This is a genomic window from Allobosea lupini (genome assembly GCF_900109525.1).
GTDB lineage: Bacteria > Pseudomonadota > Alphaproteobacteria > Rhizobiales > Beijerinckiaceae > Allobosea > Allobosea lupini.
Genome location: NZ_FOAN01000003.1, coordinates 493,005 through 515,741 on the forward strand (window position 1 = coordinate 493,005; position 22,737 = coordinate 515,741).

General features: G+C 67.5%; 19 protein-coding genes. 14 read left to right on the forward strand and 5 right to left on the reverse strand.

The features are described 5' to 3' along the window. Positions 1–100: 100 nt before the first annotated feature. The 4 genes from BMZ21_RS11705 to BMZ21_RS11720 are packed head-to-tail and all read left to right on the forward strand — an operon-like array spanning position 101 to position 4,470. Entirely contained in the window at positions 101–1,264 is a 1,164-nt protein-coding gene (locus BMZ21_RS11705; protein ID WP_091833733.1) for an isochorismate synthase, read from the forward strand. 17 nt (positions 1,265–1,281) lie between these two features. After that, the gene (locus BMZ21_RS11710) at positions 1,282–2,886 is read left to right on the forward strand and encodes a (2,3-dihydroxybenzoyl)adenylate synthase (protein WP_091833735.1); all 1,605 of its coding nucleotides are present in this window, start codon (positions 1,282–1,284) and stop codon (positions 2,884–2,886) included. A gap of 28 nt (positions 2,887–2,914) precedes the next feature. Further along, positions 2,915–3,787, forward strand: coding sequence for an isochorismatase (locus BMZ21_RS11715; RefSeq protein WP_091833739.1), 873 nt, complete (start codon positions 2,915–2,917; stop codon positions 3,785–3,787). Continuing rightward, a complete protein-coding gene (locus BMZ21_RS11720) occupies positions 3,751–4,470 on the forward strand; it encodes a 4'-phosphopantetheinyl transferase family protein (protein WP_091833742.1) in 720 nt (239 codons plus the stop codon). The genes BMZ21_RS11715 and BMZ21_RS11720 overlap by 37 nt, the downstream gene beginning before the upstream one ends. Positions 4,471–4,492: 22 nt before the next feature. Here the strand turns inward: BMZ21_RS11720 and BMZ21_RS11725 are convergent, their stop codons facing one another. Both BMZ21_RS11725 and BMZ21_RS11730 read right to left on the reverse strand, forming a co-directional pair. After that, positions 4,493–5,530 (reverse strand): methyltransferase, encoded by a 1,038-nt coding sequence (locus BMZ21_RS11725; protein WP_091833745.1) that lies wholly within the window; start codon positions 5,528–5,530, stop codon positions 4,493–4,495. A gap of 97 nt (positions 5,531–5,627) precedes the next feature. Continuing rightward, on the reverse strand, positions 5,628–7,709 hold the full coding sequence (locus BMZ21_RS11730) for a TonB-dependent receptor (RefSeq protein WP_091833748.1): 2,082 nt from the start codon (positions 7,707–7,709) through the stop codon (positions 5,628–5,630). 283 nt (positions 7,710–7,992) lie between these two features. Here BMZ21_RS11730 and BMZ21_RS11735 point away from each other — a divergent pair, with 283 nt between their 5' ends. Beyond that, on the forward strand, positions 7,993–8,745 hold the full coding sequence (locus BMZ21_RS11735; protein WP_091834372.1) for an IclR family transcriptional regulator: 753 nt from the start codon (positions 7,993–7,995) through the stop codon (positions 8,743–8,745). A 6-nt stretch (positions 8,746–8,751) separates the two neighbouring features. Here BMZ21_RS11735 and BMZ21_RS11740 read toward each other — a convergent pair whose 3' ends face one another. Both BMZ21_RS11740 and BMZ21_RS11745 read right to left on the reverse strand, forming a co-directional pair. Next, complete coding sequence (locus BMZ21_RS11740; protein WP_091833751.1) at positions 8,752–10,032, reverse strand: NtaA/DmoA family FMN-dependent monooxygenase; 1,281 nt, start codon at positions 10,030–10,032, stop codon at positions 8,752–8,754. Then, positions 10,029–10,868, reverse strand: coding sequence for an ABC transporter ATP-binding protein (locus BMZ21_RS11745; protein WP_425285430.1), 840 nt, complete (start codon positions 10,866–10,868; stop codon positions 10,029–10,031). Before BMZ21_RS11745 ends, BMZ21_RS11740 begins: the two co-directional genes overlap by 4 nt. A gap of 239 nt (positions 10,869–11,107) precedes the next feature. Between BMZ21_RS11745 and fepB the strand changes: the two genes are divergently transcribed. The 9 genes from fepB to BMZ21_RS11790 all read left to right on the forward strand — a co-directional run bounded on the left by fepB (position 11,108) and on the right by BMZ21_RS11790 (position 20,835). After that, the gene (fepB, locus tag BMZ21_RS11750) at positions 11,108–12,073 is read left to right on the forward strand and encodes a Fe2+-enterobactin ABC transporter substrate-binding protein (protein WP_091833754.1); all 966 of its coding nucleotides are present in this window, start codon (positions 11,108–11,110) and stop codon (positions 12,071–12,073) included. Continuing rightward, a complete protein-coding gene (locus BMZ21_RS11755; protein WP_091833757.1) occupies positions 12,070–13,074 on the forward strand; it encodes a FecCD family ABC transporter permease in 1,005 nt (334 codons plus the stop codon). Before fepB ends, BMZ21_RS11755 begins: the two co-directional genes overlap by 4 nt. Next, positions 13,071–14,102, forward strand: a complete 1,032-nt coding sequence (locus BMZ21_RS11760) for a FecCD family ABC transporter permease (RefSeq protein WP_091833760.1) — start codon at positions 13,071–13,073, stop codon at positions 14,100–14,102. Before BMZ21_RS11755 ends, BMZ21_RS11760 begins: the two co-directional genes overlap by 4 nt. Positions 14,103–14,314: 212 nt before the next feature. Beyond that, positions 14,315–15,919 carry an ABC transporter substrate-binding protein gene (locus BMZ21_RS11765; protein WP_425285438.1) on the forward strand — a complete coding sequence of 535 codons (1,605 nt, stop codon included), beginning with the start codon at positions 14,315–14,317 and terminating at the stop codon, positions 15,917–15,919. A gap of 79 nt (positions 15,920–15,998) precedes the next feature. Next, positions 15,999–17,012, forward strand: a complete 1,014-nt coding sequence (locus BMZ21_RS11770) for an ABC transporter permease (protein WP_091833765.1) — start codon at positions 15,999–16,001, stop codon at positions 17,010–17,012. 13 nt (positions 17,013–17,025) lie between these two features. Beyond that, the gene (locus tag BMZ21_RS11775; protein ID WP_199777424.1) at positions 17,026–17,916 is read left to right on the forward strand and encodes an ABC transporter permease; all 891 of its coding nucleotides are present in this window, start codon (positions 17,026–17,028) and stop codon (positions 17,914–17,916) included. A gap of 3 nt (positions 17,917–17,919) precedes the next feature. Further along, the gene (locus tag BMZ21_RS11780) at positions 17,920–19,623 is read left to right on the forward strand and encodes a dipeptide ABC transporter ATP-binding protein (protein WP_091833771.1); all 1,704 of its coding nucleotides are present in this window, start codon (positions 17,920–17,922) and stop codon (positions 19,621–19,623) included. Between the two features lie 50 nt (positions 19,624–19,673). Next, a complete protein-coding gene (hpxZ, locus tag BMZ21_RS11785) occupies positions 19,674–20,054 on the forward strand; it encodes an oxalurate catabolism protein HpxZ (protein ID WP_091833773.1) in 381 nt (126 codons plus the stop codon). 88 nt (positions 20,055–20,142) lie between these two features. Beyond that, positions 20,143–20,835 carry a GntR family transcriptional regulator gene (locus tag BMZ21_RS11790; protein WP_091834379.1) on the forward strand — a complete coding sequence of 231 codons (693 nt, stop codon included), beginning with the start codon at positions 20,143–20,145 and terminating at the stop codon, positions 20,833–20,835. A 98-nt stretch (positions 20,836–20,933) separates the two neighbouring features. On the opposite strand, the gene atzF is transcribed toward BMZ21_RS11790, so the two are convergent. Beyond that, the gene (atzF, locus tag BMZ21_RS11795) at positions 20,934–22,724 is read right to left on the reverse strand and encodes an allophanate hydrolase (protein ID WP_091833775.1); all 1,791 of its coding nucleotides are present in this window, start codon (positions 22,722–22,724) and stop codon (positions 20,934–20,936) included. Positions 22,725–22,737: the final 13 nt, after the last annotated feature.

Below are 22,737 nucleotides of genomic sequence, written 5' to 3' on the forward strand. Positions count from 1 at the left end.
AATCTTTTTCGGTTGACATTGCTTCTTACGAAAGCAAGAAGCTGTCAATGCTTGTAATCAGCATCACGAATGAAGTCTCTTTAGAAGTAGAGTAACTTCAATGCTGGAAAGTTTAGCCTTGAAACAAAATCTTAATTTCGAATTTGGTGCTTTATTCGCATCAAATGGCCGAGAGTTGTTGTCATCGGGAATCCATGAATGGATCTCCGTGCCGGCCCGCGGTGGGCAGGATCGCGGACAGGGTCTGCACGCGGCAGTTGAAGCTGCTTTCGAGCGGGCGAGGCGGGCCGGGCAGGCCAATCCGATCCTCGTCGGCGCCATCCCCTTCGATGTGCGCGAGCCTTCCTGCCTCTATGTCCCGGCGGCCTATGAATGGCGCGAACAGGCGGCCGTGGCGGAAGTTGTGGGCGAGCCTTCTGGCGTTCCCGACCTGCTCGACCAACGCAGCCTTCCGGACGAGGACGGTTTCAAGAAGGCGGTCGAGCACGCCATCGTCAATTTCCGTCATAGCGATGTCCGCAAGGCGGTGCTGTCGGTGATCCGCGAACTGCGCTTCGCCGAAAGCATGGATGTCGGCCGGCTGCTCGCCGGCCTGCGCGCGCAGAACAGCCAGGGTTATCTGTTCAGGATCCCCCTGCCCGACGAGGGTGAGCTGGTCGGGGTCAGCCCCGAGCTGCTGATCCGCAAGGAGGGCGGCCGGATCGTCTCGAACCCGCTGGCGGGCTCGGCCAAGCGGCAGCCCGATCCGCGGGCCGACCGCGCCGCGGCGGAGCAATTGGAGCGCTCGCAGAAGGACCAGTACGAGCACCGGCTGGTGATCGAGAACATCCGCTCGATCCTGGCGCCGCTCTGCGCCAGGCTCGATGTTCCTGCCGCCCCCTCGCTGATGAGCACGGCCGCGATGTGGCATCTCTCGACGCGGATCGAGGGCGCGCTGCAGGACCCGGCGATGACCGCGCTCCAGCTCGCCTGCATCATCCATCCGACGCCGGCGGTCTGCGGCTTCCCGACCGAGAGCGCCCATAAGCTGATCCGCTATGTCGAGCCGTTCGAGCGCGGGCTGTTCACCGGCCTGGTCGGCTGGTGCGATGCGCAGGGCAACGGCGAATGGGCGATCACCATCCGCTGCGGCATCGCCCGGCACGATACGCTGCGGCTCTTCGCCGGCGCGGGCATCGTCGAGGCCTCCAATCCCGCCTCCGAATGGGAGGAGGTGCAGGCCAAGCTCGGCACCATGCTCAGCGCCTGCGGCCTCGCCGCCTGACATCGAAGGATCATGGCATGACCATCGACTTCCAGCGCTGGCCGGCAGCGTTCGCCGCGCGCTATCGCGCACGAGGCTACTGGCTCGACCAGCCCCTGACGCGCATCCTCGACACCCAGCGGCAGGAGCGCCCCGACGCGATCGCGATCATCTGCGGCGACAGGCAGATCAGCTATGCCGAGCTCGACCGGAAAGCCTCGAACCTGGCCTTCCGATTGAGCGAAGCCGGGCTCGGGCAAGGCGATACGGCGCTTGTGCAGCTGCCGAACTGTGCCGAGTTCTATATCGTCTTCTTCGCGCTGCTGAAGATCGGTGTCGCGCCGGTCAATGCGCTCTTTAGCCATCGCAAGCTGGAGATGAGCTCCTATGCCCAGCAGATCGAGCCGCGGCTGGTGATTGGAGCACGGTCGCATGAGCTCTTCGCCGATGACGACTTCACGACCGAGCTGAGGACGCTCTCGCCGCGTCTGTCGCTGGTGCTGCTGCTCGGCGGCAACCGCGCCTACAACGATCTCGAGCGCTGGCTGGCGTCCGAGACCAGCGCCGCCCCGGCAGGCTCGCCATCGCCCGCCGACGAGGTTGCGTTCTTCCAGCTCTCGGGCGGCAGCACCGGCACGCCGAAGCTGATCTCGCGCACCCATAACGACTATGACTACAGCGTCCGGGCGAGCGCCGAGATCTGCGGGCTGTCGCCGCAGACGCGGTTCCTCTGTGCGCTGCCGGCCGGGCACAATTTCCTGCTCTCGTCCCCAGGCGCGCTCGGCGTCTTCCATGCTGGCGGCTGCGTCGTGCTGGCGGCGAGCCCCGAGCCGCTCATCTGCTTTGCTTTGATCGAGCAGCACCAGATCGACATGGTCGCGCTGGTGCCGACGGCGGTGGCGCTCTGGCTGGAGGCGGCGGGGAGAGAGAAGCCCAGGCTCGACTCGCTCAGGCTGATGCAGGTGGGCGGCGCCAGCTTCGCCGAGGCGCTGGCGCGGCAGGTGCCCGGGGTGTTCGGCTGCGCGCTGCAGCAGGTCTTCGGCATGGCCGAGGGGCTGGTGAACTACACCCGCTTCGGCGATGACGACGAGATCGTCTTCACCACCCAGGGGCGGCCGATCAGCCCGGATGACGAGGTCAAGATCGTCGACGAGGATGGCGACCCCGTTCCGGAGGGAGAGAGCGGCGAGCTGGCGACGCGCGGTCCCTACACCTTCCGCGGCTATTACCGCGCGCCCGAGCACAGCGCCAAGGTCTTCGACGCCGACGGGTTCTACCACTCCGGCGACGTCGTCCAGCGTGTCCGCGGCGGTAATCTGCGCGTGGTCGGCCGGGTCAAGGACCAGATCAACCGCGGCGGCGAGAAGGTCGCGGCCGAGGAGATAGAGAATCTACTGCTGCGCCATCCGGAGGTGACGCATGCCGCGCTGGTCGCCATGCAGGACGCGCTGCTCGGCGAGAAGAGCTGCGCCTTCATCGTCGCCCGCGACGCGGCCCTGCGCGGGCCGGTTCTGAGGCGCCACCTGCTGGAGCTCGGCGTCGCCGAATACAAGCTGCCGGACCGCGTCCGCTTCATCGAGACGATGCCGCTCACCCCGGTCGGCAAGATCGACAAGAAGCGCCTGCGCGCCGAGCTCGCCTGACCCTCCTCATCAGTTCACGAGAGGTTCCATGACCATTCCGCAGATTACCGACTATTCGATGCCGGCGGCGAGCGCCTTTCCGGCCAACCGCACGCAATGGCGGCCCGATCCCAAGCGCGCCGTGCTGCTGATCCACGACATGCAGCGCTATTTCCTGCGCTTCTACGATGGGAAGGGCGTGCTGCTGCCGCAGCTGATCGGCAATCTCGTGCGCCTGCGCGACTGGGCGCGGGCCAATGGCGTGCCGGTCGTCTACACCGCCCAGCCGCATGAGCAGCCGCATGGCGATCGTGCTCTGCTCAATGACATGTGGGGGCCGGGTCTTACCGTCGCCGCGCCCGATCTGCAGGAGGTCGTCGCCGAGTTGACGCCAGGCCCGGACGATATCGTCCTCACCAAATGGCGCTACAGCGCCTTCAAGCGCTCCGACCTGCTGGAGCGGATGCGCGCGCTTGGCCGCGATCAGCTCGTGATCGGCGGCGTCTACGCCCATATCGGCTGCATGGTGACGGCCGTCGACGCGTTCATGAGCGACATCCAGCCCTTCCTGGTCGGCGACGCCGTCGCCGATTTCTCCGAGGCCGAGCATCTGATGGCGCTGCGCTATGTCGCGACGCGCTGCGGCGCACTGGTTTCGACCGACAGTCTTGCGGGCGTGGCGGAGCGTCCGCAGGCGACGCGCGAATGGCTGCAGGCGCGCGTGCTCGAACTGGTCGAGGACGAGACCGAGCTCGACCCCGACGAGAACCTGATCTTCTACGGGCTCGATTCGGTGCAGGTCATGGTGCTCGCCAGCGAGCTGAAGGAGCGCGGCGTCATCGTCGGCTTCGACGATCTCGCCCGCGTGCCGACGCTGAACGGCTGGTGGTCGCTGATCGAGCAGCGCCGCCTGGCGGCCTGAGCCGGGTGCTGTTGGAGAGCGGGCCAAAGCTGCTCCATCCCTGGCAGGACGAGCCCATCGACTATCGCTGCGCCGCGATGCGGTTCTCGCGCGAGCCCGGTCAGGCAGCCCCCGGCATCGTCCTGCCGGACCGCATCGCGCGCGCCGCGCCCCGGCGTCGAGCCGAATGGCTGGCGGGCCGGCGCTGCGCCAGCGAGGCCCTGCGGTTGCTGACCGGGCAGGGCGCCTGTCCCGGCATGGCGTCCGATCGCTCGCCGCTCTGGCCTGTCGGTATCGTTGGCTCGATCTCGCATAGCGGCGATGTCGCGATCGCCATCGCCGCGCGCGCCGGCGCCTGCCGCGGCATCGGCGTCGACATCGAGCGGCTCATGGACGGGCAGGGGGCGAGCGAGGTCGCATCCGAGGCACTGACGCCCCGGGAACGCCGTCGTCTCGGGAATGACCCCTTCTCGGTGACGCTCGCCTTCTCGGCCAAGGAGAGCCTGTTCAAGGCGCTGCATCCACTGCTGCGCCGCCCGATATCTTTCCAGCTCTCCGAACTGGTGGCTTGGAACGGGCAGGGCACGGCGCGCCTGCGCCTCGTCGAGGGGTTGTCGTCGGAGTTTCCGGCCGGTCGCGAGATCGAAGCCCGCTTCGCGCGCTTCGGCGACCTGCTGCTGACGCGCGTGCTGATCCCGGCTTGACGGAGTCGGCGTGCCACCTGCCTCAGCGTGGGTGGCGGAATTCCAGGATATGGAATGGTGAGGCGGTCGGCGTGACCGAGGCGGTCTTGAAGCCGCTTGCGGCCAGCAACTGCGAGAACTCGCCGGCGCTGCGCTCCTGCCCGCCCATCAGCACCATCATCAGCAGGTCCTGCGAGGTCTCGTTCGGCCTGCCGCGGGCGGGATCGACCATGATGTCGACCACGATGAAGCGCTCCGGCCCCTGGGTCGCGGCTTTCGCGTTGGCGAGGATGCGGCCGGCGGCCTTGTCGTCGAAGTCGTGCAGGATCCGGCTGAAGACATAGGCGTCGCCGCCGGACGGGATCTCGTCGAAGAACGAGCCGTGCTGCACCCGGGCGCGCCCCGCCTGCACCAGCTCGGCGAAGTGCGGATTGAGCGCCTCGGTCGCCCGCGGCAGCTCATAGAGCACGCCGCTGGTGCCAGGGTTGCGGCGGAGCAATTCGGCCAGCAGCGAGCCGTCGCCGCCGCCGACATCGACGATCGTCTCGCCGGCCGAGAACTGGATGTGGCGCACCGCGACGCCGATCAGCGCCGTCGCGATCGCGCGCATCTGGATGTCGAAGCGCGCCTGCGCCGCCTCGTCCTGCCCGAGCCAGCTGAAGAACGGGCTGCCATGGGCGAGCTCGAACGCAGGCGTGCCGCTTTTGATCTGCTCGCCGAGCCGCTCCCAGGCGCGTCCATGCAGCGGATCGAGCTCGAAGCGGACCCAGGGCACCAGCGAATGGGGATGGCCGGGAACGAGGGCGCGCGTCGTCGGCACGGCGAGGTAGCGGCCTGCATCGTCGCGACCGATGATCTCTTCGTTGACGAGATGGCCGAGCAGCCTTGCCAGCAACTCGGCCTTGCCGCCGATGCGTTCGGCGAGCTCGCCGGCGGTCCGAGGCCCCTCCTGCAGCGCAGCGGGGATGCCGAGCTCGACCGCGGTGCGGATGCAATAGGTGGTGCGATAGGCGGCGATCTGCTGGAGCAGGCGCAAAGGCGGGCCGGGCGGTGGCGCGGCCGGGCGCGACAGGTCGTTCATGCGAACCTCTTTGCGGGACGGTGGGTGCGGGCACGGGGGCGGCGGGCGCAATCGCTCACCGCCGCGCCGTCTTGTCAGGCGCGCCAAGAGCGCTCGTTCAGAACGTGCCCTTGATGCCGGCGCCGAACATGCGCGGCTCGGTCATGCTCGCCTCGGTGCCGCCGATGCCGCGATTCTGCTGCATATAGGTCGGCTTGCGCTCGTCGAAGATGTTCTTGACGTAGCCATAGACCTGCAGATTGTCCGTGATCTGATAGCTCGCGCGCATGTCGGCGATCGTATAGGGCTTGATCAGATAGAGGCGCGTATTGGCGACGTCGGAATAATAGCCGTCTGTGTGGCGGAGCTGGGCGGTGAGGTTGAGCTTGCTGGTGACGTCCCAGCTCACGCCGAAGCTCAGCATGTAGCCCGGGGATTTCGCGAATTCGTTGCCCTTATAGCCGGCATTGGCGGTGATCTTGTCGATCTCCGTGCGCAGCAGGCCGGCACCGGCCTTCAGCGTCAGGTTGTCGAGCAGGCGGTAATCGGCGTTGACCTCGAGCCCGTAGGCATGGGCCTTCTCGGCATTGATCGCATAGGACTGCACCACGCCCGTCGTGAGCACGACCGGGATGAAGTACTGGGCGTTCTGGAAGTCGGTGTAGAACAGGTTGCCGCTGACGTTCAGCCGGTTGTTCAGCAGGCTGGCGCGGGTGAACAGCTCATAGTTCCACGACGTCTCTTCCTGGAACGGCTGCCACCGGCCGGCGGTGAGGTTGAGCGAGACGCCGCCGGGATTATAGCCGCGATTGACCAGCGCACCGATGGTCCAGTCCGGCGTCACCGCATAGGCGATCGAGGCCTTGGGCAGCACGGCCTGGAAGGTCTTGTCGAAATTGACGCCTTGCGCAGCAAAGACCGTGCGGCCGACGCGCTCGATCTGGTCCTGCTGGAAGCGCAGCGAGCCGGTGAAGGTCCAGCGATCGGTCAGGCGATAGCTGGCCTCGCCGAAGATGCCGAGATTGCGCTTGGTGTCGTCGAAGGTCGACCGGCCGGTGAGATAGAGCAGCTCGTCCGTCTTGGTGTGGGCATAGTAGACCCCGGCGACGCCACTGATGACATCGCTCTGCTCGCCATAGTTCAGCCGGAGCTCGTTCGAGATGTTCCGCTGGGTGATATAGGCGTCGCCATTGCCGAGCAGGCCGGTCTTGCGGCTCACCGAGAGGTCGGTGAACTGCGTCTGGTTGGACAGCTTGAGGCGGTTGCCGAAATCATAGCTGAGGTCGAGGACGCCGGTGTTGCTGTTCTGCTTGAAGCTCGGCATCGTCGTGGTGACGTGCTTCAGCCGGTCGAACGGAGCCGACGCCGCCTCCTGGCTCGGCCGGTTGCTCTCGTTGCGCGAATAGGTGAGCTTCGCCTCGAAGCCGGGCAACTCGCTCGGGCGCCAGAGCAGCTTGGCCCGCAGGTTCAGGTTCCGGAAATCCTGGTCGGCATAGCGCGTCTGGAAGTTCGGACTGATATAGTCGATGAAGGTGTCGCGGCCGGAATAGTCGAGCGTGATGCGCCCGGCGAGCTGGTCCTTGATGATCGGTCCCGACAGCATCAGCGCGGCGCGCCGCGTCGCATAGCTCCCGAACTCGGTCAGGAAGGCTGCTTCGCGGGTGAAGGTCGGGTCCTTGGTGTTGACGATGATCGCGCCGGCGATCGCATTGGCGCCCTGCGAGGTCGTCTGCGGCCCGCGGAAGACCTCGATGCTCTTGACGTCCCAGGGCGAGACCGCGCCGAAATAGAACTCGTTGTAGCTGAGATAGTGGCCGTCGACATTGATGGTCGCGCGCGGCACCGTGCCGCCCCAGAACGAGTTCTGGCCGGTGAGCGGGCCTTGCGTGTCCAGGCCGCGGATGATCGGAGCGCTGACCGTATCGCTATAGGTCACGTTCGGCGTGCCGACGAGGATCTCGGACACGGTGGCGTTGCCGGTGTTCGCCCGGGCGATGTCCTTATCGGTAATGACCGAAACCGACGATGCCGTGTTCTTCAGATCGCGCTCGACCTTCTCGCCGGTGACCGTGATCGCATCGAGCTCGATCGTTCCGGCTGCCGGGGCCGGATTGCTCTGCGCGAAGGCTGGCGTCGCGGCAGCGACGGCGATGAGCGATGCGAAGCTCACGCTGCGCATCAGGACAAGCTTGGACGACATGAGGTTCCCCACCACCCGATCAAATCTCGCTGGCTGGGGACGAGGCCGTGGCTCGCGAGGTCACACTGAACGATCCTACAGTGTGGGATGCATTCCGCATGTCAACATGAAGCGAGCACAGGATCGCCGTATTGCCGTACCGCTGTGCTTTTCCGGTCGCAGTTCTCGGGCTGCGCAGCGCAGTGTTTGGAAGCGCTCGAATGAGGCGGTGCTTGTCGCCGGCAGGCTCCCGGTGTCACAAAGCGCGGGCCGGCATCTGCCGCGCTTTCCCGCCGCGATTCGCATGACCACCTTCAGCACCAAACGCTCGCCGACGATCCAGTCGGTCTCGATCGCCGCCCGCTTCCTCGACATCCTGGCCAAGGCGGACGGGCCCTTGGTGCTGGGCGAGATCGCCCGGCGGGCGCGCACCGGTTCGTCCACCGCCCATCGCTACATGCAGAGCCTGGTGCGGGAGGGGCTGGCGGCGCAGGACGACGTCACAGGCCATTACGATCTCGGCCCGGTCGCCCTCAGCATCGGGGTGCGCGCACTTCGGCGCATCGATGCGGTCGAGGTCGCGGCCCGGGCGATGAAGAGGCTGGCGTCCGCTATCGCCGCCAGCTGCGGCGTGGCGATCTGGACCGAGCGGGGGCCGACCATCGTGCGCTGGTACCGCAACACCGATTTCGCGCTCAGCACGGTGACGCTGGGCGACGTCCTGCCTGTCGACAACACCGCCTGCGGCTTCGTCTTCCAGGCGCATCTGCCGAAGGAGGCGATCGCCGCCGCGCGCAAGCTGCAGCCGGCCTCCTTCCGCGGCAGCCGCCCGCCAGCCGAGATGCTCGACGCCGTCCGGCGCGACGGGGGCGCGGAACTGAACGAACACCTGTTTTCGCTGCTGACCGGCAAGGCCGCACCGGTCTTCAACGCGCTCGGCGAGATCGCCTGCGTCGTCACCACCGTCTCCTTCGTCAAGACCGCCGAGGCCGAGGGCCATCGCGCCGCCTTGTTTGCCGCGGCGCAGGCGGCGACGCGGGACGCGGGTGGCACCTGAGCTGCATCACTGCTCTTCGTCGATCCCCAGGTGTTGGCGCAGCGTCGTGCCTTCATAGTCGCTGCGGAACAGGCCCCGCCGCGCCAGAGCCGGAACCAGCTCCTCCAGGAACAGGCGCAGCGATTCCATGGAGCCGCCGGGGATCGCGATGACGCCGTCGATCGCCCCGGCCTCGAACCAGGCGGTGATCTCGGCGAGGCCGTCGTCGACGGTTCCGACGCAGACCCAATGGGCCGAGCCGACAACCTCCGGCCGCGCCAGCACTTCAGCTACAGTAGGCTCGTTCGCCGCGATGAAGCGCCGCAGCAGCTCGGCATGGGTGCGGCTGCGCACCGGCGTATCGAGTGGCGGCAGCATCGGCGCCGTCACGCGCGCTTCGGGCGCAAGGTCGCCGAGATCGAGCCCGAGGACGGACTTCACCATCTTGCGGCGCTGTTCGGCGGTGAGGTGAGCGTGCGCCCGCGCATGTAGTGCCCAGGCCTCTTCACGCGTCTCGGCGAGGAAGAAATGCAGGCCCGGCAGCACGCGTACCGAATCCGGGCTGCGGCCATGCCCCTGCGCGCGCCGGCGCAGGTCGCCGCGCAGTTCGATGCCGGCCTCGCGGTCGGGCATGGCGGCGAAGGTCGCATCGGCGATGGAGGAAGCGAAATCGCGCCCGATATCGGAGGCGCCGGCCTGGAACAGCGGCGGCGGGCCCGCCGGATGGCCGGGCACGTTGAGCGGTCCCCTCACGCTGAAGAATTCGCCGCGATGCTCGATCGCGGCGCTCGGCGTCGTGCCCGTCAGCGCCTCATGCGGATAGCTCCGCCACAGCTTGCACATGACGTCAGTGAACTCGGCCGCCTTGCGATAGCGGACCTCCGGCGGCGGCATCGGCGCATCGCCGAAATTCTCCGCGCCCTCGATCGAGGTGACGATGTTGAGGCCGACGCGCCCCCGGCTGATCCAGTGCAGCGACTGGATCTGGCGCGCCACTACGAAAGGCGGGTTGAAGCTGGTCGAGACGGTGGTGACGAGCCCGATCCTATCGGTTTGGCAGGCGAGTGCGGTCAGCAGCAGCGTCGGGTCGAGGCCGACGAAGCCGCTGCCGGCAGCAGCCGGATGCAGCAGGAGATAGTCGGGCTTGAAGACGAAATCGAGCTTGGCCTGCTCGGCCATCCGGGTCAGCGCGAGGTTGAACGCGACGGGATCGCGGGCTGGCAGAGGGTCCGGATCATCCGCTGCTCTGCTCTTCAGCCAGGTCGGCGTCAGGCTCAAACCGATGTGGAGCTGTCTGGTCATGGTCAGTTGGACCGGTCGCTGGAACGCGCTGCCCGCTTTTGTCCCCTGGGTACGACGAGCGGGGTTTTCGCGATCGGGTCGGGGATGACGATGCAGGGCAGGCCGAAGACCTCTTCGATCAGCGCGGCCGTGACGATGCCCGCCGGAGGGCCCTCGGCGACGATCGCGCCGTCCTTCATCGCGACGAGATGCGAGGCGTAGCGGCAGGCCTGGTTGAGATCGTGCAGCACCGCGACGACCGTACGCCCCTGCGCATTGAGCTCGGCCAGCAGGTCGAGCAGCTCGATCTGGTGGGCGATGTCGAGGAAGGTCGTCGGCTCGTCGAGCAGCAGGATCGGCGTTTCCTGCGCGAGCACCAGCGCGATCCAGACCCGCTGGCGCTGGCCGCCGGAGAGCTCGTCGACCGGGCGTGTCGAAAGCGTGTCGACGCGCGTCGCCCGCATCGCGGCGGCGACCGCCGCTTCATCCGCCTTCGACCATTGCCGCAGGAAGGATTGGTGCGGATAGCGGCCGCGGGCGACGAGGTCGGCGACCGTGATGCCGTCCGGCGCGATCGCGCTCTGCGGCAGGAGGCCGAGGCGCCGCGCGACCTCCTTGGCCGGGCGCTCGCCGATCTGCCTGCCGTCGAGGACCACCTGGCCGGCGGCTGGCGTGAGCAAGCGCGACAGGGCCCGCAGCAGGGTCGACTTTCCGCAGGCATTGGGTCCGACGATCACGGTGAACGAGCCGTCGGCGATCGAGAGCGAGAGGCCGGTCGAGATCGTGCGCGCCTCGTAGCGGAGCGTCAGCGCATCGGCGTGGAGACGGGAATCGGGTCGCGAAGTACTTTTCAATTCTTCCAATCTACAGTCGATGTCGTCGGGCTCGAGGCTTTCGACGGCATCCCTTTCGGCTCTAGTTGTGGTAAAGCAGTCACCGTCGGTGGATTTACGTTCGATAACTGACTCTCTGTCCTGCGTCCATATTGCATCGCGGAATATGATCCGTCATGAGGAATGACACGCCTGGGCTCGATGGAGCAGGGCGGTGGTCGGAGCCAGGCTCCCGACCCGCAGGACGACACCGGCCAGACAGATCGACGATGCCCCTGATCAAGCTCTTCATCGCCATCATCACCATCGCGGCTGCCCTGAATGGGAATGGCCGGCCGGCTTATGGCCAGGAGGCCGGCTGGCCCCGTACCATCAGGCACGCCGCCGGCGAGTTGACGCTGGCCAGGAAGCCTCTGCGCATCGTCTCGACCACGCCGAGCGTCACCGGCATCCTGCTGGCGATCGAGGCGCCCCTGCTCGCGACTGCGGCGACGACGCCGAGCCCGCTCACCGACGCCAAGGGTTTCTTCTCGCAATGGGCCGGCGACGCCGACAAGCGCGGCGTCAAGGTGCTCTATCCGAACCTGAAATTCGACATCGAGGCGGTGCTCGGCTGGAAGCCGGACATGGTGATCGCTTCGACAACCGGCGCCGACAGCATCCTGCAGCACCGGGCCGAGCTCGAAGCGCTCGGCGTCCCGACTCTTGTGGTCGATTATTCGAGCCGGAGCTGGCAGGAGCTGGCAACCGACCTCGGCAAGGCGATCGGCCTCGAAAAGGAGGCTGCCGCCGCGATCGCGCGCTTCGACACCGATCTCACCGCCGCTGCGGGCGCCATTCCAGCAAGGGGCGCGAAGGCCAGCATCGTCGGCTACAACATCGCCGGCAGCTATTCGGTAGCGCGGACAGCGAGCCCGGTTTCCAAGCTCGTCTCGGCTTTGGGCTTCGAGATCGTCGGCCTGCCGCCGGAGCTGAAGCCGAATTCGGCGCGTCCCTCGGATTTCGAATTCTTCTCCCGCGAGAATCTCTCGGCCGCGATCGCTGCCGACACCGTCTTCCTCCTGCGCGCGACCGAAAAGGACGTCGAGGCCTTCCTGGCCGAGCCGGTGCTCGCCAATCACCCGGCGGTCATCGGCAAGCGGGTCTATCCGCTCGGGCTGACCTCCTTCCGCATCGATCCCTATTCCGGGCGCCAGGTCATCGAACGGCTGCGCGAGAGCTTCGCCAGGCGATGAGATGGCATAGGCGCCGGTGGTGGCTCGCCATCGGCATCATCGCGCTCGCTTTGCTGGCGCTGGCGAGCCTCGCGGTCGGCTCGCGGCCGATCCCGCTGGCCACGGTCGTCGCCGCGCTGCGCGCCTATGATCCCGGCAACGATCTGCATCTGGTCGTCTGGCAGTTGCGGGTGCCCCGATTGCTCACGGCCGTTCTCGCCGGTGCGGCGCTTGGCCTTGCCGGGGCGATCATGCAGGCGATCACCCGCAATCCCTTGGCCGAGCCGGGCCTGCTCGGCATCAATGCCGGTGCGGCGGTCGCCGTCGTGCTCGGAGTGACTCTGCTCGGCCTGACCCGGCCCGTCCACTATGCCGGGCTCTCCGCGCTCGGAGCGGGCCTTGCCGGCGCTGTCGTGTTCCTGCTCGGGCGGGCGCACGAGACCGGGACCAATCCCGTTCGGCTCGTGCTCGCCGGCGCCGGCCTCTCGATCGTGCTGGGCGCGATCACCGGCATCATGGTGCTCAACGCCTCGCCCATCGCCTTCGATAATTTCCGTCATTGGGCCGCTGGATCGGTGGAGGGAGCGAGCTTCGAAGTCGCCCTCATACTGGCAGTCGGCGTTGCGGCGGGCTTCGGCGTCGCCTTGTCGATCGTCGGTGGTCTCAACGTGCTGGCGCTAGGGCAGGAACTCGGCCAGGCGCTCGGAGCCACGCCGCGCACGATCTGGCTGTCGGCCTGCCTTGCGGTGATGCTGCTGGCGGGCGCCGCCACCGCCGCAGCCGGGCCGATCAGCTTCGTCGGCCTGATCGCCCCGCATCTGGCGCGGGCGCTTGTCGGCCCGGACCATCGCTGGATCCTGCCCGGCTCGGCGCTCTTTGCCGCGCTGCTCCTGCTCGGCGCCGATGTGATCGGGCGCGTGGTCGCGGCGCCCTCCGAGGTCGCCGCCGGCATCGTCGCGGCGCTGCTTGGCGGCCCCTTCTTCATCACGGCCGTGCGCCGCTTCCGGGTGAGCCGGCCATGAGTGCGCCCGCAACGCTCAGGATAGGTTCGTTCTCGCTGCGCTGGCGGCCGCGCACTGCGCTGGTCTGTGCGGCGCTCGCCGGAGCAGCCCTTGCCCTCGCCGTCGCCCTGCTGGGTATGGGCACGCTCGCCTTCACGCCGGCCGAAGTCGTCGCCGCGCTATTCGGCAAGGCTGGAAATCCGCTGGCCGAACGCGTCATCTGGAGCCTGCGCCTGCCGCGTGTCGTCACGGCGGCCTGCGTCGGGGCGGCGCTCGGCATGGCCGGGGCGATCTTCCAGTCGGTCTCGCGCAACGCGCTGGGCTCGCCCGATATCATCGGCTTCACCACCGGAGCGGCGACCGGCGCGATCGTGCAGATCATCCTGTTCGGCGCCGATCCCTTCGCCGTCGCGCTGGCAGCGGTGCTGTCGGGCATGGCGACCGCAGCGCTCGTCTTCATGCTGGCGCTGAAGGGGCGCGTCACCGGCGGTTACCGGCTCGTGCTGGTCGGCATCGGTGTCGGCGCGACGCTGTCCGGCGTCAATACGATCCTGCTTGTGGCGAGCGACCTTGACCGCTCGATCTCCGCCCAGATCTGGCTGGCGGGTTCGCTGACGGCGCGCAGCTGGTCCCACGCCGTCCCGGCCGCTCTCGGCCTGGTGCTGATCGTGCCGGTCGCGCTCCTGAATGCCCGGCGCCTCGCTCTGCTCGAGATGGGCGACGATGCTGCCAGCCAGCTCGGTGTTCCGGTCGAGCGCACGCGGCTCGCCATGGTGATGACGGCCGTCGGCCTGACGGCGATGGCGACGGCGGCGGCCGGGCCGATCGCCTTCATCGCCTTGGCCGGCCCGCAGCTCGCGCGGCACCTGTGCCGCTCGCCGGAGGTGCCGCTGCTGCCTGGGGCCGCTATGGGCGCCGTCCTGCTGCTGGCGGCGGACCTGGTCAGCCAGCGCGTTCCGTCCGGCCTCAATCTGCCGATCGGCCTGACGACCGGGCTCCTGGGCGGAATCTATCTGCTCTGGCGGCTGGTCCGCGACGAGAAGGTCTGAGCTGCGATCGGGCCTGCCAAGATGGCTGCCATAGTGGCTGACAATCAATTGCAAATTAATTGAGCAGAATTTTGCCAAATGTATGCAACGACGAGAGCGAAAGCTCGCTGATAGAGATAAGCCCATTGTTATCAAGGGGGTGTGAACCGGCACGGTAACTGCATCGGCTTCTCCGAGGTGAAGCGTTCGGGCCTTTGACGGCTCCGGCAGCAATCGGGGAGAGCACAATGGGTATCACGCGTCGGGCGGCTATAGCTGGAGGTTTGGCAGCTCCCTTCGTCATGAGGCAGGGCGCGCATGCACAGGCGCCGAGCCGCAGCGAGACATTGCTGCTCGTCCAGGAATACGGACCCAACAGCCTGGACATGCAGGGCATCGGCTCGTCGCAGCCGGTGAATGGCGTCGCGTTGAACTGCTATGATCGCCTGCTGCGCTTCAAGCCTGTGCCGATCCCCGGCGGCGGCGGCAACCAGGTCTCGATGGGCGAGCTCGAGGGCGAGCTGGCCGAGAGCTGGCAGCTCGCCTCCGACGGCATGAGCTGCACCTTCAAGCTGCGCGACGCGAAATTCCATTCCGGCCGTCCGGTGACCGCGACGGACGTGAAATGGTCGCTGGATCGGGCCTGCACGATCGGCGGCTTCGCGACCACCCAGATGAATGCCGGCTCGCTGGAGAAGCCCGAGCAGTTCGTCGTCGTCGACGACAAGACCTTCCGCGTCGACTTCGTCCGCAAGGACAAGATGACGCTGCCCAACCTCGCCGTGACGATCCCCTTCGTCTTCGATTCCGAGCTCGCCATAAAGAACGGCGGCGGTGACCCGCACGCCAAGGAGTATCTCAAGAACAACATCGCCGGCTCGGGCGCCTACAAGGTCGAGAGCTGGAAGCCGGGTGTCGAGACGATCTATGTCCGCAATGACGCCTGGGCTTGTGGGAAGCTGCCGCAGCTGCGCCGCATCATCGCGCGCGACATCGCCTCGCCCGCGACGCGACGGGCCCTGATGGAGCGCGGCGACGCCGACGTGTCCTACGGTCTGCCGCCGAAGGATTTCAAGGATCTGCTCGATGGCGGCAAGGTCAATGTCGTCGGCGTGCCGATCCCCAACGGCGTCTGGGGCTGCTATCTCAACACGCAGGTCGGCCCGTTCAAGGATGTGCGGCTGCGCCAGGCGGTCGCCTGGGTGATGCCCTATGAGAAGATCCTGCAGGCTTCGCTGTTCGGGCGCGGCGTCGACATGTCGGGCGGCACGACGCCCAAGGTCGCCTGGCCGCAGCCCTTCCCCTACAAGACCGACGTGGCCAAGGCCAAGGCGCTGGTCGATGCCGCCGGCGGCCCCTTCTCGACGACGCTGTATTTCGACGCCGGCAACGCCACCGTTGCCGAGCCAATGGCTGTGCTGATCAAGGAGGCGCTGGCTTCGGTCGGGATCACCGTCGAGATCAACAAGGTCCCGGGCGCGAATTTCCGCACCGAGATCGCCAAGAAGACCAATCCGATGGTGCTGAACCGCTTCGCCGGCTGGCTCGACTATCCCGACTACTACCTGTTCTGGACGATGCACGGCAACAATTCGATCTTCAACATCGCCGCCTACCAGAACCCGGCGCTGGACAAGCTCGTCGACGCTGCCCGCTTCGCGCCCGACAAGGCGGCCTACGACGCCAATGTCGTCGACTTCATCAAGCTGGTGAACGCCGAGGTGCCGATGGTGCCGATCAACCAGCCGACCCATGACGTCGCATTGCAGAAGTCGATCGGCGGCTACCAGTTCCAGCCCTGCCGCGAGCCGGACTTCCGCTACCTGACCAAGGCGTGACGACGCAGGAAACAGCCCGTCATGCCGGGGCGCGCCGCCCGCGCGAACCCGGCCTGACGGCAGCAGCGGAGGCTTCCCCATGCTCGGCCTGATCATCGCCCGGCTGAAGACGACGATCCCGTCGATCCTCGGCGTCATCATCGTCACCTTCCTGCTGACGCGCGTGCTGCCCGGCGACACAGCAGCCTATTTCGCCGGGCCTGCGGCGACGCCGCAGGCCATCGCCGAGATCCGCAGCAAGCTCGGGCTCGACCAGCCGTTGCCGGTGCAGTTCGTGTCCTATGTGACGGCGCTGGTAAAGGGCGATCTCGGCCAGTCGCTGACGACGGGCCAGCCGGTGACGGCCGATCTGGCCCAGCGCCTGCCGGCCTCGGCCGAGCTGACGCTGTTCGGCCTGCTGATCTCGATGGCGATCGCCTTGCCGCTCGGCGTGCTCGCGGCGGTCAGGCAGGGCTCCTGGATCGATCATCTCTGCCGCATCGTCGCGACGGCCGGGGTTTCCCTGCCCGTGTTCTTCACCGGCCTGCTGCTGGTCTACGTGTTCTATTTCATCCTCGGCTGGGCGCCGGCACCACTGGGGCGGCTCGACGCCTTCGCCTCCGAGCCGCCCCGCGTCACCGGCTTCCTGCTGATCGACAGCCTGGTCGCGCGCGATCCTGAAACCTTCCGCGCCGCACTCTCCCAGATCGCGCTGCCGGCGCTGACCCTCGCGATCTTCTCGCTGGCGCCGATCACACGCATGACCCGCGCCTCGATGCTCGCCGTGCTCGGCGCCGATTTCGTCCGCACCGCGCGCGCCAGCGGCCTGTCCACGCGGGCGGTGATCGGCACCTATGCCTTCCGCAACGCCATGCTGCCGGTGGTCACCACGCTCGGCATGGTCTTCTCGTTCCTGCTCGGCGCCAATGTGCTCGTCGAGAAGGTCTTCGCCTGGCCGGGGGTCGGCTCCTATGCGGTCGAGGCGCTGATCGCCTCAGACTACGCGCCGATCCAGGGCTTCGTGCTCACCATGGCGATCCTCTACGTCGCCCTCAACCTCGCGATCGACATCCTCTACGGCGTGATCGACCCCCGCGTCCGGCTGGAGGCCTGAGCCGATGAACGACATGAGCAAGGTCGAGCCGCCGCCGCTGCGCTTCGAGGCCCCGCCCTCGACTTCGCTGCTGGCTCATGCCCGGCACATCGTCTCCGAGAACCCGGTGACAGGCCTCGCCTTCGGCCTGTTCGCCCTGATCCTGTTTGCCGCGATCTTCGGGCCGCTGGTCGTGCCTTACGATCCACTCGCCTCGAACACCAGTTCGGCGCTCAAGCCGCCGAGCGCCGCCCACTGGTTCGGCACCGACCAGCTCGGGCGCGACATCTTCAGCCGGGTGATCGCCGCGACGCGGCTCGACTTCACCATCGCCGTCGCCTCGGTCGCGCTCGTCTTCCTGCTCGGCGGGCTCGCCGGCGTCGCCGCCGGCTTCTTCGGCGGCTGGGTCGACACGATTATCGGGCGCGTCGCCGACACGATCATGGCCTTTCCGCTCTTCGTGCTCGCCATGGGCATCGTAGCCGCACTCGGCAATTCCGTGACCAACATCGTGATCGCCACCGCGATCATCAATTTTCCGCTCTATGCCAGGGTGGCGCGGGCCGAGGCGAATGTCCGGCGCGAGGCCGGCTTCGTCCAGGCGGCCCGGCTCTCCGGCAATTCGGAATGGCGGCTTCTGCTGACCCAGATCGTGCCCAACATCATGCCGATCATGGCAGTGCAGATGTCGCTGACCATGGGCTATGCCATCCTCAACGCCGCCGGCCTGTCCTTCATCGGTCTTGGCGTGCGTCCACCGACGCCGGAATGGGGGATCATGGTCGCGGAGGGCGCGAGCTTCATCGTCTCGGGCGAATGGTGGATCGCCTTCTTTCCGGGCCTGGCCCTGATGACGGCGGTATTCTGCTTCAACCTGCTCGGCGACGGCGTGCGCGACCTCGTCGATCCGCAGAGGAGGAACTGAGCGATGGCAGCCAGTCCGCTCCTGGAAGTCAGGAACCTCACCGTCGAGTTCGCGACCCGCCGCGGCAAGGTGCAGGCGGTGAAGTCGATCGACATCAGCGTCGGCAAGGGCGAGACGGTCGCGATCGTCGGCGAATCCGGCTCGGGCAAGTCCGTCACCTCCTATGCGGTGGTGCGTATCCTCGACCGCGCCGGCCGCGTCGCCGAAGGCTCGATCGGCTTCTCGGGCATCGATCTCGTCGGCGCGAGCGAAGCGCAGATGCGCGACCTGCGCGGCCGCGAAATCTCGATGATCTTCCAGAATCCGCGCGCCGCGCTGAACCCGATCCGCAAGGTCGGCAAGCAGATCGAGGACGTGCTGCTCCAGCATGTCCAGGCGACCCGGGCGACAGCGCGCGAGAAGGCCATTGCGGCGCTGGAGAAGGTGCGGATCGCGCGCCCGCAGGAGCGCTATGACGCCTATCCCTTCGAGCTCTCGGGCGGCATGTGCCAGCGCATCGTGATCGCGCTGGCGCTCGCCTGCCAGCCGCAGCTGCTGATCGCAGACGAGCCGACGACCGGTCTCGACGTCACCACGCAGAAGGCGGTGATGGACCTGATCGTCGAGCTCACCCGCGAGCGCGGCATGTCGACCATCCTGATCACCCATGATCTCGGCCTTGCCGCCGCCTATTGCGACAAGGTCGTGGTGATGGAGAAGGGCCGCGTCGTCGAGACCGCGGCCGCAGCCGAGATCTTCCGCAATCCGCAGCACCCCTATACGCGGCGGCTGATGAAGGCGACGCCACGCGTCGGCATGCAACTGCGTGACCTCCTGCCGGACGCTCCGCCCGAAGCAATGACGGCCTCCCGGACCAGCGTTCCAAACCTGGATCAGGGCGGCGCTCCGCTGCTGATCGTCGAGAACCTGGTCAAGGAGTATCCGCGCCCGGCGGCGGGCTCGCTCCTTGCGAAGCTGACCGGCAAGGCCGAGCCGGAAAAGCCCGCCTTCCGGGCCGTCGACGGCATCGGCTTTTCGGTCCGGCGCGGCGAGACGCTCGGCCTCGTTGGCGAATCCGGCTGCGGCAAGTCGACGACCTCGATGATGGTCAACCGACTGCTCGACCCGACGGCGGGCCGGATCGTCTTCGACGGGCAGGATATCGGGTCGATCCCGGCCAGGCAGTTCGCGTTGACGCCGCTGCGCCGGCGTATCCAGATGGTGTTCCAGGATCCGACCGACAGCCTGAATCCGCGCTTCACCGCCGAGCGCGCCATCCTCGATCCCGTTCTGCGTATGGGCTCGCTCAGGGGCCGCGACGCCCTGCGCGCCCGCTGCGAGGAACTGGCCGGGCTGGTCGGACTGCCGGTCGAGCTGATCGACCGCTTCCCTCACCAGCTTTCGGGCGGGCAGAAGGCACGCGTCGGCATCGCACGAGCGATCGCCCTCAATCCCGATCTCGTCATCCTCGACGAGCCGACGGCGGCGCTCGACGTCTCCGTGCAGGCGGTGGTGCTGAACCTACTCGAGGAGCTGAGGCAGCGCCTCCGCATGAGCTACATCTTCGTCTCGCACGATCTGAACGTCGTGCGTCTGCTCTGCGACCGCGTGATCGTGATGCGAAGCGGCCGGATCGTCGAGGAGGGCACGGCCGAGGCGGTGTTGGGCGCGCCGCAGGCGGACTACACCAGGGAATTGCTGACCGCGATCCCGCATCCGCCCCTGTGAGCGGGAGCACGGCTGGCGCAAGAAGACGATGACCGGATGAGGAAACCCCGATGAAGATCAACGACCCGGCCGTGCTGGCCGAAGTCGAGGCGGCCTTCGCCGAGTACGAGCGCGCGCTGACGACCAACGACGTCGCGACGCTCGACCGGCTGTTCAAGGACAGTCCGGCCACGCTGCGTTACGGCGTCGCCGAAAATCTCTATGGCTATGCCGAGATCGCAGCCTTCCGCTCGGCGCGCTCGCCGGTCGGCCTGGAACGCGCATTGGAACGAACTGTCATCACCAGCTATGGCGAGGCCATGGCGACCGCGAACACGCTGTTCCGCCGCGACTCGATGGTCGGAAAGGTCGGCCGCCAGAGCCAGACCTGGGTGAAGTTTGAGGAAGGCTGGCGGGTGGTCGCCGCCCATGTCAGCGTCATCGCCGAATGACGTCCGTCCGCCACCGCCCCGCGTCATGACGCTGCGGTTTCCGCCTGCTAAGAACGGCCAGGCGAATCCGCCGCCCCGGACGCAATCGATGCCGCCCCAAGCCGTTCTTTCCGACAAGCCGAAACCGGCCTCTCAGCCTCGTACCAGAACGGAGACGCTGCGCGCCAGGCTCGCCGACGAGATCGTATCGGGCGTCCTGGAGCCCGGCACGCCGCTGGACGAGCATGAACTCGCCAACCGTTTCGGGGTCTCGCGCACGCCGGTCCGCGAAGCGATCCGTCAGCTTTCAGCGTCGGGCCTGGTCCGCGTCCGCCCTCATCGCGGCGCCGTTGTCGCCCTGCCGACGCCACGCGAGCTCAACGACATGTTCGAGGTGATGGCCGAGCTGGAGGCGCTTTGCGCCGGTCTCGCCGCGCGCAGCATGACCGTGGTCGAACGGCGGGCCCTCGAGACGCTGCACCAGGATCTGCGCGTGCTGGTGCACAAGGGCGATCCCGCCAGTTATCACGACAAGAACGAGGCCTTCCACGCGGCGATCTATGCCGGCTCGCACAACAGCTATCTCTCCGAGCTGACCCTGATGACGCGGGCTCGCGTCGCGCCTTTCCGCCGGGCCCAGTTCCGCGCCGCCGGCAGGCTCGGCGGCTCCTATTCCGAGCACGATCTGATCGTGCAGGCGATCCTGCGCGGCGATCAGGCCGGGGCAGCGGCGGCGATGCGCGCCCATATCGGCATCGTACGCGATGCGTTCCGGAGCTATGCGGAAACCGCGACCGGCTAGACGATGTCCCCAATTCCTAGAATCGCGGAACTGCTCCAGGTCCTTGTTTTATCGCATTGTCGTCACGCGGACTGGTGTCCACTTCGCTCGAAAATGCTCTAGATCTGCGCCGCGACGAAAGCGCGCCAGCCGCCGAAATTGCTGATGTCGCGAGCGCCGTCCGTCGCCGCCGCCTCGCAGAGGAAGCCCTTGACCCGCGATCCGTCGGCGAGCGCGAGCGTCCCGATGCCGAGCGGTGCGGGTATGCCGGCGACGAAGGCACCGAAGCCCGCGACCGGCAGCGACCAGACTTCGAGCGCGATCGGCGCGCCCTCGCCGGGGCCTAACCGCAGCAGTCCGGGCCGGGCCGGCGGCCCACCTGGCAAGGCGAAGAGACGATAATCCGCGGTCGTCGTCGTGGCGCGCAGGAAGCTGCCGCCGAGTGCCGTCAGTTCGCCGTTGAGCGGCATGCCGGAGAGATGGGCACCGACAACAGCGATCTCGACCGTATCGGGTGCAGCGCCGACAGGCAGCTCCGCCAAGGGCGGATGCGGCACGCCGGTCGCGCCGAGCGGCAAGCCGGATGCGGCGTGGAAAGCTGCGCCGATCGACGCCAGCGCAGCGTCTTGCCCGCTCGGCGCGATGAAGGTGACACCTCCCGCCGTCCCATCGTCAGCGAGGCTGGCCGGAACGGCGAGGGCGCAGAGATCGAGCAGGTTGACGAAATTCGTGTAGCGGCCGAGCATCGAATTGGCGCCGATCGGGTCGGCTGTCATCTCTGCCAGGGTCACCGGACGCGGGGCCGTCGGCACCATCAGGGCACCGAGCCCCTTCAGCGCGGCGCGAGCGGCGAGCGAAAGCTCGGCGAGGCGATAGCGGGCGGCGAAGGTCGCGGCCGCATCGGGCAAGGGCTTGCCGGCGATGACCGCGCGGATCACCGGCAGGATTTCCTCCGGCTCGCGCTCATGCAGATCGCGGATCGCGAGCCAGCGCTCGGCGACCCAGGGACCATCGTAGAGAAGCTGCGCCGTCTGGTAGAACGGTGTCATGTCGATCGGCACGATCTCGGCGCCGAGGCCTTGTGCACGCACAAGCGCTTGCTCGAAACCTGCTCGCGCTTCTTCATCTCCGGCGAAGTCCAAATCCTGCTCGCGCGGCACGCAGAGCCGCAGCCTCGGCGGGCAGGCGCCGAGGCGCCCGAGCGGGACGGCCCGGGAGAACGGGTCGTCCGCGTCCGGGCCGGCCAGCGCCTGCAGGACGAGCCAGGCGTCAGCGACCGTCAGGGCGAAGACGGAGACGCAATCGAGCGTGCGGCAGGCCGGCACGACGCCGGCCGTCGGAACGAGGCCGAGGCTGGGCTTCAGGCCGACGAGGTTCTGCAGGCCGGCCGGTATGCGGCCCGAGCCCGCCGTGTCCGTGCCGAGCGCGACCGGGACGATGCCGGCGGCGACTGCGCTCGCCGACCCCGAGCTCGATCCGCCGGGAACGAGATCGGCACGCAACGTGTTGCGAGGCGTCCCATAAGGCGAACGGGTGCCGTTGAGGCCGGTCGCGAACTGGTCGAGATTGGTCTTGCCGAGGATGATCGCGCCGGCAGCCTTCAGGCGCGCGACAGCGCTGGCGTCCCTCCGTGGCTCATAGGCATAGGCTGGGCAGGCGGCGGTGGTCGCCAGCCCGGCGACGTCGATATTGTCCTTCACCGCGACCGGCACGCCCCAGAGCGGGCGCCCTTGCGGCCCCTCCGCCTGAAGACGCTCCGCCTCGGCCAACGCCTCCGCTTCCGGCTTGAAGCTGATGAATAGGGCCTCGTCGGCATGGGCGCGCAGACGGGCATAGGCGGCAGCGACCGTCTCGGCGATCGTGCGGCTGCCGTCATGATGGCGGGAAAGGATACTGGTCAGCGTCGGCACGAGATCATGTCCA